The following is a 14725-nucleotide window of genomic DNA, read 5'->3' as shown; positions in this document are numbered from 1 at the left end:
GCGCTCGGCCCGTCACCATGGAGCCATGACCGTTCCCCAGGACGCCTCCCCCGGCGTCGCACCGACCCCCGAACCGAGGCCGCAGCTGCGGCGCAGCCCGCGGCACAAGGTCGTGGCCGGGGTGTGCGGTGGGCTCGGCCGGTACTGCGACGTCGATCCGGTGATCTTCCGGATCGTGCTCGGTGTGCTGTCGGTGACCGGCGGCATCGGACTGATCTTCTACGGCTTCGCCTGGCTGCTGATCCCGCTGGAGGGCGAGGACGAGAACGAGGCGCGCAGACTGCTGTCCGGCCGCGTCGAGGGCGCGTCGCTCATCGCGGTGCTGCTCGCGCTGATCGGCTGCGGGCTGTTCCTCTCCATGCTGGGCAACGGCGGCACGCTGGCGTTCTCCGCGATGCTGTCGCTCGCGGTCGTCGGATTCGCCGTCTGGACGCAGAACCGCAGGGCGGCGGCGCCCGAGGGTCCGGTGCATCCGGCGACCGCGCAGGCGGTGGCGGACGCGCCGCCCGAGGTGAAGGCCCCGCCGTCGCCGGGCAGCCCGTCGTGGTGGCGGGACCCCATCGTCAAGGACGGCACGTCGGGGCCGGTGGGCCCCGGCTATCTGTGGGGTCCGGCCGACATGACGCTCGACGGACGGGCGACCCGCCCGCGGGGAGCGAGTGCGGACGACCCGTTCCGCGCTCCGCGGCGGGAGCCCGGCACCACGGGTCCGACCTCGATCGGCGGCCTGGTCTTCCTGTTCGCGCTGATCGCGGGCGGCCTGGGCACGGGCCTGAGCTGGGACTCCCACCCGCTGGGCACGAGTCTGCAGTTCGGTCTGGCCGGCGCGCTGGCGGTGTTCGGGCTGGGGATGCTGGTCAGCGCGTTCCTCGGCCGGACCGGGTTCGGCACGGTGATGCTGTCGATGATCACGGCGGCCCTGCTGGCGGGCGCGTCCGCGCTGCCGAAGGACATCACCACCCAGTGGGTGCGCGAGGGCTGGCGTCCCGCCTCGGTGGCCGCGGTCCGACCGCACTACGAACTGGGCTCCGGGGTGGCGCGGCTGGACCTCACCGAGATCCAGGTCCCCCGGGGCGACACCGTCGTGACGCGGGTACGGGTCGCGGCGGGCCGCGCGGTCGTCGTCGTACCGAGGGCGGTGACGGTGAAGGTGGACGCGCGGGCGGGCCTGGGCGACGTGACGCTGCCGGTCAGCCGGCCGAGCGGCGCGCAGACGGGCCCGCAGGTCGATGTGCACGTCAGCCCGTCGCGGCGGGAGCACAGGACGCTTCCGTCGCCCCCGGGCAGCAAGCCGGCCGGCACGGTCGCACTCACTCTCGAAGTCGGCATCGGACAGGTGGAGGTCACCCGTGCTGCGTCATGAGATCCGTCCCGGACGGGCGGTTGCGGGCCTGGCCATGCTCGTCCTGGCGGCGGGATACGCGGCGGACGCGGCGGGGGCCTGGGACGCCCCGTGGGTCTTCTTCTTCCCGTTGTTCTTCGGCGGCCTCTGGCTGGCCGCCACCACGACCTGGGTGAACTACCGGATCCGTCGCCGTCGTGACGCGCGCAGGGCGTCCACGGAGAACGCCGCGGCCCCGCCGAGCAGCAGCGGCAGCCAGGCCATGAGGTAGGCCAGGTCGTTGCCGTAGTAGTACGGCTTGACCTGCCAGCTCACCGTCAGCCAGAGGCTCAACGAGATCAGCGCCCCGCCGAGCGCCGCGAGCCGCGCCCACAGACCGAGGAGGGTGCCGATGCCGACGAGGAGTTCACCGATGGCGATGGCGTACCCGAAGCCGCCGGGGTTCTTCAGAGCCAGGTCGACGAGGGCCGGGATCGCGGACGAGTCGCGTACCGCGTGCATCGTCTCGCCGATGGATCCGGCGCCGCTCGCGCGGAAGAAGGAACTGTCCGTCAGTTTGTCGAGCCCGGCGTAGACGAAGGTGACGCCCAGGAAGATCCGCAGCGGCAGCAGGGCGTGCTCCTGCGCCAGTTCCTTGAGCCCCCTCGGCTCGCCCAGCCCGCGTACGTTGGTGCCGTATCCCTGCATGTGGCTGCTCCGCCTTCCGTAGACCCGTCACCAGACCATACGTACGCGGTGCGCGTGCCGCCCACCCGGTGGGGCGGCCGGTCGGCCGGTCTGCGCCACCCGGCCGGGCCTCCTCGGCCGTCAGTCCGTCACATCGATCTCGACGCGGTTCGTCTCCACTCCGGCGGCGGTCACGACCTGCACCTCCACCAGACCCGGTTCCACCTCCACCGGTACCGGCACGGTGAGCACTCCGTCGGTCGGGTTGGCGAAGCCGCCGGTGACCGGGATCAGCGGCACATGCACATGGACCCGGCCGATCCGGACGACCATGCGGGCCAGCCGGTCCGGCGTCCCGGCACCGGGCGGCACGAAGCCCGCGCCCCGGATCTCGATGTCGTCACCGGTACGGATCGGCGCGTCCAGGTCCCCGGCCTCCCGGGCCCGGACCACCGAGAGCACCACAGGGCGCCCGCCCTCCCCGTACTTCCCGGCGAAGTACGCGACCGCCGAGACGGTGACCAGCAGCGCGAGCCCCCACGGCAGGTCGGGCAGCTGCTCGGGCCTGCGGGCCAGGCGGACCGCGGCGAACAGTACGGCGACGGTGCTCACCAGCACGTACTGCACATCCGTGAAGCTGCCCCGCCCGGAGTCGTCGGTGAGCAGATCGGCGGCGCGCGGCCGGTCGGCCCGCAGCTTCTGCAGCCGCCCCGACAGGGCGCGTACGGTCACCACCCGGCGTACGACCACGGCGACGGCGCACACCAGGGCCAGCACGGTCACCACCCCGGCGCCCCTGGCCAGATCCAGTCCCTCGATCAGTTCGTCGCGCTCGGCGTGGCCGGAGGCGCCCGCCAGCTGAAGGGCCAGCACGAGTACGGAGAAGACCGCGAGCAGCACCCAGGACGCGGCGACCGCCCGGGAGGTGGAGAGCCGGTTGTCCTCGCCGATCACCGGGGCGAGCAGGCCGCCGCGGGCCCGGTGGACATGGGCGGCACCGGTCAGCAGGCCCGCGGTGACGAGTCCGGCGACCAGTCCCGCCGTACGGGCGTTGGTCCAGCCCGCACCGATGGCGGTGGCGGTTTCGGCGACGACCAGGACGACGAAGCTCCCCCACACGGCGATCAGGGTGCGCCGCCACACCCGGTACAGCCAGGCGTCGCCCGCTTCCCGGCCCCGTTCGGCGACGGTCCTGGCCGACTGGGTCAGCTCGTCGGAGACCCACTGGCGGGTCGCGGAGGCGGACTGGGCGACCCCGGGCGGCAGCCCCTGACCGGCGGCGAATTCGTCCCGCTTGACCAGGAAGGCGGCCACCGCGCGCCGGTGACCCTCGCGCGCCCCGTGCGGGCAGTCGCCGCACGTGCAGCCGCCGCCGTGCGTGCCGCTCGCCCTCGCCTCGTCCAACGCCACGGAGAACGCCGCCCTTTCCTTTCCCGGTACAGCCAACTCAGCTGTTAATGCTGCGAATTGTGCCGTACAGGAGGGCTCCGGGCCGCATCGGGGCGGCCCGTCGGCGTGGATCGTCAGAATGTGCGACTGATCCGGCGCCACAGAGGCTGGTAGTTGATCCAGGCCACCAGATCGCTGCCGAGCTGCTCACGGGTGGCGACCGCGTCCCGGTGCTCGATCAGCACCGGCTTTCCGGCCGCCCGCGCCGCCAGCTGCACCTGGCAGGAGCGCTCCATCGTGATGAACCACCAGGCGGCGGCGTCCACCGAGTCGCCGACGGTCAGCAGTCCGTGGTTGCGCAGCACGATCGCCTTGTGCCCGCCCAGCGCGGCGGCGATCCGGCGCCCCTCCTCCTCGTCGACGACGACCCCGGTGTACGCGTCGTACAGCACATGATCCTCGTAGAAGGCGCAGGATTCCTGGGTGATGGGCTCGACGAGCTCGCCGAGCGCGGACAGGGCCCGGCCGTGCACGGAGTGGGTGTGCGCGACCGCGACGACGTCCGGGCGCGCCCGGTGCACCTGCGCGTGGACGGCGAAGGCCGCCTGGTTCACATGGCGCCGCCCCTCGACGACCTGCCCCTCCCCGTTGACCAGGATCAGTTCGTCCGGCACGAGCCCGTCGAACGGCACCCCGAAGGGGTTGACCCAGAAGCAGCTGGTGAACTCCGGGTCCCGCGCGGTGATGTGACCGGAGACCCCGTCCTCGTACCCGTACTCCCCGAACAGCCTGAGTGCCCCGACCAGCCGTTCCTTGCGGTACGCACGCTCCTCCTCCACGGACTCGTGGACGGGCGGCATCGCGAAGTGGAGCTGGTCCAGGGGTATGGGCGTGGGCTCGGGCATGGCGACTCCTCGGGGCTCCCAGGGCGTACGGGATCGGAAGTTACCGCCGGTTGCCGCAAGTGGCCAGGGGTGTCGGCGAACGATCCGCCGCGGGGTCGGAGGCGGGCTCCTTCAGGGGCGGCGACGGTTGATCGCGGTGAGGTCGACATCGATGGGGAAGGGGACGTCCAGCTTCAGCCTGCTGTGGTGGATGCCGGTGGCCACATAAGCCCCGAGCGCGGGATCGAGCTCGTAGACGTACACCACCGGGAGGCCCTCGTTCTGCTCCACCCGCCAGAAGTACCGGACGCCTGCGGCGGCGTATTTGCGGGGCTTGACCTCGCGGTCCCTGTCTTCCGACTCCTCCGAGACCACCTCCACGGCCAGAATGACGTCCTCCGGCCGCAGCCACGTGTCGTTCGGTCCGGTATCCGCTCCGAGCGGAACCACAAGCACGTCCGGCTCCGGCCGGTTCCGCTTGTTCAGCCTGATGCTGAATTCCCGGAAAACATCGAGATCGTCCGGAGCCTGATCGAGAAGTGCGTTTTCCAGCAGACGCATGGTTCGCATATGAAACTTTGTCTGCGGACTCATGAAAACGAGACTCCCGTCGATCAACTCCGTGCGCCTCGGCAGATTCGGCAGCCGGTCGAGGTCGTCAGCCGTCCAGCCACCGGGCGGCGGAACCGGATAGTTGTACTTCTCGTCCAACTCGAACTCGGGTGCGGCACTCATCATTGCTCCCATGGGAGTGAGTCTCGTCCAATAAGTCAGCCTACCCAGCTGGTACGACAATGCCGCCGCCCAAACGAATGAGCGACGGCATCAGCGTTGACCCTGCAATAAAGGTCACTCCCACTCGATGGTGCCCGGCGGCTTGCTCGTCACGTCGAGCACGACGCGGTTGACGTCGGCGACCTCGTTGGTGATGCGGGTGGAGATCCTGGCGAGGGTCTCGTACGGCAGGCGCGACCAGTCGGCCGTCATGGCGTCCTCGGAGGAGACCGGACGCAGCACGATCGGGTGGCCGTAGGTGCGGCCGTCGCCCTGGACACCGACCGAGCGGACATCGGCGAGCAGGACCACCGGGCACTGCCAGATGTCGCGGTCCAGACCGGCCGCGGTCAGCTCCTCGCGGGCGATGGCGTCGGCCTCGCGGAGCAGGTCGAGCCGCTCCTTGGTGACCTCGCCGACGATACGGATGCCGAGGCCGGGGCCGGGGAACGGCTGGCGCTGGACGATCTCGCCGGGCAGGCCGAGCTCCTGGCCGACCATCCGGACCTCGTCCTTGAACAGCTGGCGCAGCGGCTCGACGAGCTGGAACTCGATGTCGTCGGGGAGACCGCCGACGTTGTGGTGGGACTTGATGTTGGCGGTGCCGGTGCCGCCGCCGGACTCGACGACGTCCGGGTAGAGCGTGCCCTGGACGAGGAAGGCGACCTCCTCGCCGTCGGCGGCGCCCTCGGCGACGAGCTCAACCTGGGCCTGCTCGAAGACGCGGATGAACTCCCGGCCGATGATCTTCCGCTTCTGCTCGGGGTCGCTGACCCCGGCCAGCGCGTTCAGGAAGCGCTCCTCGGCGTCGACCACCTTCAGCTGGACGCCGGTGGAGGCCACGAAGTCCTTCTCGACCTGCTCGCTCTCGCCCTTGCGCATCAGACCGTGGTCTACGTACACGCAGGTCAGCTGCGAGCCGATGGCCTTCTGCACGAGGGCGGCGGCGACCGCGGAGTCGACTCCGCCGGACAGGGCGCAGATGGCGCGCTTGGTGCCGACCTGCTCGCGGATCAGCGCGATCTGCTCCTCGACCACATTGGTCGTGGTCCAGGTCGGCTCGATGCCGGCGCCGCGGTAGAGGAAGTGCTCCAGAACCTGCTGTCCGTGCGTGGAGTGCAGGACCTCGGGGTGGTACTGGACGCCGTAGAGCTTCTTCTCGTCGTTCTCGAAGGCCGCGACCGGTACGACGTCCGTGGACGCGGTGACCGTGAAGCCCTCGGGGGCGGCGGAGCAGGCGTCGCCGTGCGACATCCAGACCGACTGCTCGGCGGGGGTGCCTTCGAAGAGCGTGGAGCCGGACTTGGAGACGGTGAGCGGGGTACGGCCGTACTCACGGGCACCGTTGTCGTCGACGGTGCCGCCGAGCGTGGTGGCCATCAGCTGGAAGCCGTAGCACATGCCGAAGACCGGGACACCGGCCTCGAAGATCGCCCGGTCCAGGGAGGGCGCGCCCTCCGCGTACACCGAGGAGGGGCCGCCGGACAGGATGATCGCCCGGGGGTTCTTGGCCAGCATCTCGGCCACCGGCATCGTGGACGGGACGATCTCGCTGTAGACCCGGGCCTCACGGACGCGTCGGGCGATGAGCTGGGCGTACTGCGCCCCGAAGTCGACAACGAGGACCACGTCGGTGGCGATGTCGGGGGCGGCGGTGGGTGCTGCTGGCACGGGGCGGCCTTCCGGCGGTGAAGGGGGGTCGGTTTTGTCGATTCTACCGGGGTTGCGAAGGCGGGCGTCGTCACGTCCGGACGGGAGTGCGGGAAGCGCGGGCAGCGGGCCCGGGGCCTGCGGGTGTCTCAGCATCCGGGCCCCGAGTTGGTCCGCATGCGCGGCGGGGCCATACTGAAGACATGCGTCAGCACACGACCTTCGTCTTTACCTATGGCATCCGGCCCGCCGGCTGCCATGGTCGTGCTGCTTGATCCACTGACAAGCAACGTTCCAGGCGCCCCGGGCCGAAAGGCCCGGGGCGTTCTGTCGTTCCGGACCGGTCGGTTTCGGGGGGCCGCATCCCACGAGGAGTCACCGTCATGGCCAGCACCGCCCCCGCGAAGTCCGCCGCCACCGAGAAGACCGGCGCCGAGAAGACCGGCGCGCACACCGAGGAGGCCGCCGAGCTGATCGACGGCGCGAGGTCCCGCATCGACGCCCTCGACGACCGGATCATCGGGCTCGTCCAGGAGCGGATGGCCGTCTCGGCGGTCATCCAGGAGGCGCGGATCACCTCCGGCGGCCGACGGATCAACCTCTCCCGCGAGATGGAGATCCTCGGCCAGTACCGGGACGCGCTCGGGAAGCCCGGCACCTCCCTCGCCATGACGCTGCTGGAGCTCTGCCGCGGGCGGGCCTGAACGCCCCGCGGCCCGGGTGCGCGGGCGTATCCCAGTTCGGGCCGACTCTCACCCGTACGGCGCGTGACCGGGTCAGCCGCGGCTTCGTTGGTCCCGGTGTCCGTGCCAGCCAGGGGCGGCTTTGGAAGGAACCACGCGTGGCTCCGCTGGAGCGTGTGGCGTGCTGCAGGGCACGCCGTGGGACCGCGCCCCAGCGTGCGTGACCGGTCGGCAGGGGACAGCAGCCCGGTCACCCCAAGAACGGTCGGCTCCGGGGACGCCCGGAGCCGACCGTATCCGGGTGGATCGGCCCGCGTGGGGACGGGCGTCCGGCTCGGCGCCGACGCCGCACCCCGGTACTGACTCGCGCAGGGCCCCGGTGGACCGGTTCCCGGCCCACCGGGGCCCTTGCTCATGCCGCCTCCCGCACCTCCCACGCACCTCTCGCACCATGGGCCTCCTCCGTCCGGCCGCCTCTTGCGCCGTGCACCACGTGTGCGTGACGCGCCATGGCCGACCGACACACGAGGAGAGACGTGAGCGGTGTCACATAAATGTTCTGTGAGTATCCGGACAACCATTGCGCCGGGCCGCGGGTCAACCATGCGGAACCACTGGCCCCGCCTGTGACCCTCACGGCTGGCCCGTCCCGATATCCGTACTGCTCACAGCGGTACGCCGGACTCCTGAGGTCATCATGAAGCTTCGCCGCACCATGGCGCTCGCCGCCGCCACGGCCGTCATCGCGCCGGCCGCGATCCTGGCCGCGCCGGCCGCGTTCGCCGACACGACGGACAAGGCCACCGTCACCGAGAGCGCCACGCCCTCGCCGAGCGGCTCCGAGTCACCGGAGACCGGCGCGGACCCGTCGGCCTCCGAGTCCGCCACCGCGCCCGCCGAGGAGTCCGGCGAGCCCGGCCCGAGCAAGGCGGCCGAGGCCACCGGAAGCTCCTCTCCGGCCCCGGGCCTTGTAGCCGATACGTCCCCGAGCGCGTCCGCGTCCCCGTCGCCGTCCCCGTCCGATTCCGAGTCCGAGGATCCCGAGCCGACGGAGTGCGCCAAGTCCGACCTGGACATCTCCATCAACGGTTTGCCCGGCAAGATCGCCCGGGGCAGCGGCTGGCACACGTTCAAGATGAACGTCTACAACGCGTCGAAGTCCACCGTGAAGGAGATCGACTACTTCGCGGGCGCCTCCTCCGACAAGAACGGCGACGACCTCTTCAAGTCCGGGCACGTCAGTCTCCAGGCCCTCGACACGGACACCGGCAAGTGGGAGGAGCTCAGCGAGGACGGCCGCGCGGTCGGCTACGTCGGCCGGTCCGACGAGATCCGCGCGGGCTACGAGGTCGACATCCCGCTGCGCATCGACGTGAAGGCGAGCGCCCCCGTCGGCGCCGGCTTCACCCTCGGTGCCGGCCTCTACGTGGGCGACAAGGACTGCGCGGGCGTCAGCGACGTCGCGTACAAGTTCAAGATCGTGAACTCCGGCGAAGGCGGTTCGAAGCCGCAGACCGGTGGCAGCGCTCCGGTGCCGTCCACCAAGCCGGCCGACAACCCGACGGGCAAGGTGTCCGGCAGCCTGGCAAAGACCGGTTCGTCCTCCGCGATGCCGGTGCTCGCCGCCGCGGGCGGTGCGGCCGTAGTGCTCGGCGCGGGCGCGATGTTCATCGTGCGGCGCCGCAGGAACGGTGACGCGGCCGCGTAAGAGCCCGTCGGGTGGCCTTCGACCGTCCGGTCGGAGGCCGTCCGACCGGACCTGAGCGGCTCGGTCACCGTCGGCGTGGGGGGCTGCACTCGGAGGGGGGTGCAGCCCCTTTCCGCTGTCCCGGTCCGCCGCCGTCGGCGCTACGGCTTCTTCTTCGGCGGGACGGCCGGCAGCCCGAGGAAAGGCAGCCTCAGTGCGCCGAAGGCCTCCTTCGGCACCGTCGGCGCCTGCGGCTCGACCGCGGCCAGTCGTTCGTAGGCCTCGCCCTGTGCCGGTCGCGGGTCCGGCTCGCCCTTGTTGGGCCAGAAGGACATGGCGCGCTCGGCCTGAGCGGTGATGGTGAGCGACGGGTTGACGCCGAGGTTCGCGGAGACCGCCGAACCGTCCACCACCGAGATGCCGGGGTGTCCGTAGAGCCGGTGGTACGGGTCGATGACCCCTTCCTCGGCGCTCGCGCCGATGGGGCAGCCGCCGAGGAAGTGCGCGGTGAGCGGAGTGCCCATCAGCTCACCGATGTTCGAACCGGCGAAGCCGTTGATCTCCTCGGCGAGCAGCGTGGCGCTGCGCGTCGCCTCCTCGATCTGTGTGGGGTTGGGCGCGCCGTGCCCCTGCCGGGCGGTGAGGAGGCCCTTTCCGATGCCTGCGGATCTGCGGTACGTCGTCAGGGAGTTGTCCAGCGACTGCATGACGAGCCCGATGATGGTCCGCTCCGACCAGCGGCGGTTGGAGAGCGAGCGCACGGCGAGCGTCGGGTGCTTGGCCACGTTGCCGAGCCAGCCCAGCACCCGGCGTCCGCCGTACGGCACCTGGAGGATGGACAGCGCGCCCATGGCGTTGGAGCCCTTGCCGTAGCGGACCGGCTCGATGTGGGTGTTCGCGTCGGGGTGGATCGAGGAGGTGATCGCGACGCCCCGGGTGAAGTCGGCCTTCGCGGTGCCGTGCTTCTTGCGGTAGCGCCGGTCGCTGGTCTGCGAGCCGACGAGCGCCTCGGAGTTGGTACGGGTCAGCTCGCCGAGCCGGGCCGAGAGCCGGGGCAGCAGACCGCGGTCCTTCATGGTGTGCAGCAGGGTCTGCGTTCCGTACGTGCCCGCCGCGACCACCACCTGGCGGGCGCGCAGCCGGGTGGGCTTCGCCTTCCTGCGGCGGTCGGTGGGGACGGTGGTGACGTGGTAGCCACCCTCCGGATGGTCCGTGATCGCGACGACGGAGGTCATCGGGTGGATGACGGCTCCGGCCTTCTCGGCGAGGTGGAGGTAGTTCTCGTTGAGGGTGTTCTTCGCGCCGTGGCGGCAGCCCGTCATGCATTCGCCGCACTCGGTACAGGCCTTGCGGGCGGGGCCCGCGCCGCCGAAGTACGGGTCGGCGACCGTGCCGCCGGGCTTCGCCCTCGCCGTGCCGTCGGCGTCCTCGCCGTCGCCGAAGAAGACGCCGACCGGGGCGAGATGGAAGGTGTCGCCGACGCCCATGGCCTGCGCGGCCGCCTTCAGATGGACGTCGGAGGGGGTCGTCGTCGGGTTGAGCCGGACCCCGAGCATCCGCGTGGCCTGGTCGTAGTACGGCTTCAGCTCGTCCTGCCAGTCGGTGATGGACGCCCACTGCCGGTCCTCGAAGAACGGCGCTGGGGGTACGTACAGCGTGTTGGCGTAGTTGAGCGAGCCACCGCCGACCCCCGCGCCGGCCAGCACCATCACCTTGCCCAGTAGATGCACGCGCTGGATGCCGTAGAGCCCGAGGGCCGGGGCCCACAGGTAGTTCTTGAGATCCCAGGAGTTCTTGGGGAGGGTCCCGGGGGTGAAGCGGCGGCCCGCCTCCAGCACCCCGACCCGGTAGCCCTTCTCGGTCAGCCGCAGGGCCGACACCGCACCGCCGAAGCCCGAGCCGACGACCAGCACGTCGAAGTCGTACGCGGCGTCGTCGTCGGCCGGTTCCGGGGATACGGACCGATTCCGGGCAGGGCTGTCCTGGGGCATGGCTCTCCTCGGTACGAAAAGGACAGAAAGTGCTGCGGTGCCAGGGCCTCTCGTTCGGATCACGCCGGCCTCGCGTGCCCCGGCACCGGGCCCCGCTCCCTCGTCCGACCTGATCCGAACGGAAGACCCTGCGTCAGCGCAGGCGGAACGCCTTCATCGCCTTCAGGCTGCGGGTCATGAACGCCGCGTACTTCTCGTCGTCCATGCCGAAGGCCGGGGCGAGCGGGATCAGCCGCTGCTGGGCGACGGTCTGCGCCTCGGTGTACTTGAGGATGCCCTCGGAGCCGTGCCGCCGGCCGAGACCGGAGTCCTTCATGCCACCCATCGGGGACTGCACGCTGCCGTACGCCGGGGCGTACCCCTCGTTGATGTTGACCGTCCCGGTCCGCAGCCGCGCGGCGACCTGGTGGCCCCGCCTGGAGTTCCTGGTCCAGACGCTCGAATTCAGGCCGTACGGGGTGGCGTTGGCGAGGGCGACGACCTCGTCGTCGTCGGTGAAGCGGTAGAGGGAGACGACCGGGCCGAAGGTCTCCTCGTTGCAGACGGCCATCGGCGCCTCGACGCCGTCGAGGATGGTCGGCTCGTAGAAGAGCGGACCGATGTCGGGGCGGGCGACGCCGCCCGCGACGAGTGTGGCGCCCTTCTCGACGGCCTCCGCGACGTGCCGGGTGACCGTCTCCAGCTGGCGCTCTCCGACCAGGGAGCCCATGTCGGCCCCGTAGGCGAGGGAGTTGCCGAGCCGCATGGCCTTCGTACGGGCGGCGAAGCGGGCCACGAAGTCGTCGGCGACCGACTCGTGGACGTACAGCCGCTCGATGGAGATGCAGAGCTGGCCCGCGGAGGAGAAGCAGGCGCGGACGGCGCCCGCGACGGCCTTCTCCACGTCGGCGTCCTCCAGGACCAGCATGGCGTTCTTGCCGCCGAGCTCCAGCGAGACCCCGACGAGCCGGGCCGCCGCACCCTGCGCGACCTCGCGACCGGTGCGGGTGGAACCCGTGAACGAGACGTAGTCGGCGTGCTTGACGACCTCGGGGCCGACGACCGGTCCGTCGCCGAGGACCACCTGGAACACCTCGGCGGGCAGCCCGGCCTCGATCAGCAGGTCCCGGGCCCACAGCGCGGTCAGCGCGGTCTCGGTGTCGGGCTTCATCACGACGGCGTTACCGGAGACGAACGCGGGCAGCGCGTCACCGACGGACAGCTCCAGGGGGTAGTTCCACGGCGCGATCTGGCCGACCACGCCGCGCGGCTGACGCAGCTCGGTGACCTTCGTGAGCGTCGGCACGACTCCGGTGTGCCGCCTGGGCTTCAGGTACGAGACGGCGGCGCGCCCGTAGTGCCGGGCCACGACGGCGACGGCCTGCACCTCCTCGTGGGCGTGCAGTCGGGCCTTGCCGGTCTCCAGCTGGATGAGATCGAGCACCTCGGCCTGGCGATCCAGCACGAGGTCGTGGAAGCGGAGCAGGACGGCCGCCCTGACACGGACGGGGGTCGCGGCCCAGGCGGCCTGGGCGGCACGGGCCCGCTCGAAGGCCGTCGCCACGTCCTCGGGGGTGGACTCGGGCAGATCGGCCAGCTTCTCCCCGGTGAAGGGGGTGTGGTTGGCCGTGCGGCCGGAGCCGACGACGCCACGGGTCAGCCGGGCGATCACGTCGGGCGTCACCACGTCGGCGGCGGTGCGCACACCCGCGGGGGCGGCGGCCACGGGGTTGGTGCCGACCGGGGCGGAGGAGGTGGACGTGGAGGCCTGCGAGTCCGTCATGAGGGTGACAGTACGTCCAGCCGCACACTTTGGGTACCCGTGGGTAACGGGTTTTCACACTCCCCACAAACAAGCCAGTGATCACTGGCAACAAAGCCCCTGATCAGGACCCCTGTGGTCGTCGGCGTGATCCGGCGGGGTTCAGTCGGCGCCGCCGGGCGCCCGCCAGCCACGCAGCATCGTGTCGAACTGTTCGCGCGTGGTGTCCCAGTCCGCCGTCGGACCCGTCATGTACATCGCATACTCCGGGCCGCCGTCCTCCCCGAAGTACATCTGGTCGATCGCGTGACGCGGGCCCGGATGGTTCTTGGTCTCGGTCCAGGTGAACTCCCAGAGCGAGCCGGGCCGGTCGCGGTACGTGTTGGAATGCAGCGTCTTGCGCTCGTACTCGGGCAGCCGCTTGGCCAGCTGCTTCTCCAGATTCAGCATGTGCATGTACGAGTTCTCGAAGTCGGGCGCCGGGTCGACGCTGATCCGGATGTAGTGCACGCCGTTGTCCGGGGTGTAGTCGATCTGGTTGCCGTCCGCCTGGCGCACCCAGCCGTCGGGCACGACCAGGCTGAAGCCCTCGGGGTCGTTCACCCGCTTCCAGCCGTCGGGGACGCCCTTCTGCGACGTACGGGGCTTCGGCGCACGCGAAGTGCCGGGCTCGGAGGGCGTGACGGCCGCATGGGTACGCGTGACGTCCCTTCCGGCGGCGCTCTCCGCACGGTCCCGGTACTTCATCACGGCGAGCCCCGCGCCGCCGCCGACCAGCGCGGCGGCGGCGATGACCAGGACGGCGGTACGCCACCGGCCCCGGCTGCGCCGGGTCACCGGGGGCGACGCCGGGCCCGCGGTGGAACCGGCCGCCGGATCGGGCAGCCGGGCCGTGCCCGCCGCACCCGCCTCGGCCACGGCGTCCGGGCCCAGCGCGCGCAGGACCTCGTCGGGGACGCGCTGTGTCGGTACGTACGCCTGTGCGGCCCGCGGTTCACGGCCCTCCATGGCGTCCAGCAGCATCCGTTCCGCCTCCGCCGCCGACGGCCGGTCGTCGGGCTCCTTGCGGAGCAGCGCGGTGATCACGGGGGCGAGCGGGCCCGCCTTCCGGGGCGGCGGCGGTTCCTCCGTGACGACGGCCTGCATGGTGGAGATCGGAGACGTACGGCGGAACGGCGAGCGTCCCTCGACCGCGGTGTAGAGCGTGGCCCCGAGGGACCACAGGTCGGACGCGGGGCCGGGGTCGCCGCCACGCACCCGTTCCGGCGCCAGATAGTCGATGGAGCCGACCAGTTCACCGGTCCTGGTGATGGTCGAGTCGCCCTCTATCGCCGCGATCCCGAAGTCGGTGAGCAGCACCTGCCCGTCCCTGGCCAGAAGGACGTTGCCGGGCTTCACGTCCCGGTGCAGGACCCCCGCGCCGTGTGCCGCGCGCAGGGCGCCCAGCACATGGAGGCCGATCCTGGCGGCCTCGCGCGGCTCGATCTCGCCGGATTCCTTGGCCTCGTCGGCGAGTGACGGACCGTCGACGTACTGCATGACGATCCAGGGCCGGTTGTCGTACTCGATCACGTCGTGGACCGTGACCACACCCGGATGCGTGATCCGGGCCGCCGCGCGGGCCTCCTTCTGCGTGCGTGCGTGCAGCACGATCCGGTCGGCCTCGGCGACGTACAGCCCGGCGGTCAGCTCCTTGACCGCGACCGTGCGGTGCAGCACCTCGTCGTGGGCCCGCCATACCTTGCCCATGCCGCCGCGCCCGAGTACTTCGCCGAGCCGGTACCTTCCGGCCAGCACCAGTCCCGCGTCCGTGCCCTGTGATCGATCCACGTATCCCCGCCCCGTTCCTTCGGAGGCCAGATTACGGAGGGGGCCAGGGCCACGGAACCTCGCCTCTCCCACGAGACCGCACTGTGAT

The 14725-nt window shown here is 71.2% G+C and carries 11 protein-coding genes; 3 read left to right on the top strand and 8 right to left on the bottom strand.

Features of this window, described 5'->3' with window-relative positions; translation table 11 throughout:
- Positions 1-25 precede the first annotated feature (25 nt).
- On the top strand, positions 26-1363 hold the full coding sequence (locus tag ACIRP2_RS09590) for a PspC domain-containing protein (protein WP_404248180.1): 1338 nt from the start codon (positions 26-28) through the stop codon (positions 1361-1363).
- Positions 1364-1519: 156 nt separating this feature from the next.
- Here the strand turns inward: ACIRP2_RS09590 and ACIRP2_RS09585 are convergent, their stop codons facing one another.
- The 5 genes from ACIRP2_RS09585 to guaA form a co-directional block, all read right to left on the bottom strand.
- Positions 1520-2029: a DoxX family protein gene (locus ACIRP2_RS09585; protein WP_404248178.1), complete on the bottom strand. Its 510-nt coding sequence runs from the start codon at positions 2027-2029 to the stop codon at positions 1520-1522.
- A 120-nt stretch (positions 2030-2149) separates the two neighbouring features.
- A complete protein-coding gene (locus tag ACIRP2_RS09580) occupies positions 2150-3418 on the bottom strand; it encodes a hypothetical protein (protein WP_404249424.1) in 1269 nt (422 codons plus the stop codon).
- A gap of 113 nt (positions 3419-3531) precedes the next feature.
- The gene (locus ACIRP2_RS09575; RefSeq protein WP_404248176.1) at positions 3532-4302 is read right to left on the bottom strand and encodes a class II aldolase/adducin family protein; all 771 of its coding nucleotides are present in this window, start codon (positions 4300-4302) and stop codon (positions 3532-3534) included.
- 111 nt (positions 4303-4413) lie between these two features.
- Positions 4414-5016 carry a Uma2 family endonuclease gene (locus tag ACIRP2_RS09570; protein ID WP_404249422.1) on the bottom strand — a complete coding sequence of 201 codons (603 nt, stop codon included), beginning with the start codon at positions 5014-5016 and terminating at the stop codon, positions 4414-4416.
- A gap of 114 nt (positions 5017-5130) precedes the next feature.
- Positions 5131-6726 (bottom strand): glutamine-hydrolyzing GMP synthase, encoded by a 1596-nt coding sequence (gene guaA / locus ACIRP2_RS09565; protein ID WP_404248174.1) that lies wholly within the window; start codon positions 6724-6726, stop codon positions 5131-5133.
- Between the two features lie 362 nt (positions 6727-7088).
- Between guaA and ACIRP2_RS09560 the strand changes: the two genes are divergently transcribed.
- The gene (locus ACIRP2_RS09560) at positions 7089-7409 is read left to right on the top strand and encodes a chorismate mutase (protein WP_404248172.1); all 321 of its coding nucleotides are present in this window, start codon (positions 7089-7091) and stop codon (positions 7407-7409) included.
- A gap of 676 nt (positions 7410-8085) precedes the next feature.
- A complete protein-coding gene (locus ACIRP2_RS09555; RefSeq protein WP_404248170.1) occupies positions 8086-9096 on the top strand; it encodes an LAETG motif-containing sortase-dependent surface protein in 1011 nt (336 codons plus the stop codon).
- Between the two features lie 140 nt (positions 9097-9236).
- Here the strand turns inward: ACIRP2_RS09555 and ACIRP2_RS09550 are convergent, their stop codons facing one another.
- From ACIRP2_RS09550 to ACIRP2_RS09540, 3 genes are all read right to left on the bottom strand, one after another.
- The gene (locus tag ACIRP2_RS09550) at positions 9237-11066 is read right to left on the bottom strand and encodes a GMC oxidoreductase (RefSeq protein ID WP_404248168.1); all 1830 of its coding nucleotides are present in this window, start codon (positions 11064-11066) and stop codon (positions 9237-9239) included.
- A gap of 133 nt (positions 11067-11199) precedes the next feature.
- Entirely contained in the window at positions 11200-12828 is a 1629-nt protein-coding gene (locus ACIRP2_RS09545) for a succinic semialdehyde dehydrogenase (RefSeq protein WP_404248166.1), read from the bottom strand.
- Positions 12829-12969: 141 nt separating this feature from the next.
- A complete protein-coding gene (locus ACIRP2_RS09540) occupies positions 12970-14637 on the bottom strand; it encodes a protein kinase (protein ID WP_404248164.1) in 1668 nt (555 codons plus the stop codon).
- Between the last annotated feature and the right edge of the window lie 88 nt (positions 14638-14725).

Origin of the sequence: Streptomyces sp. NPDC101194, from assembly GCF_044767885.1 — a bacterium.
GTDB lineage: Bacteria > Actinomycetota > Actinomycetes > Streptomycetales > Streptomycetaceae > Streptomyces.
This window is presented reverse-complemented; position numbering and strand designations above follow the sequence as displayed.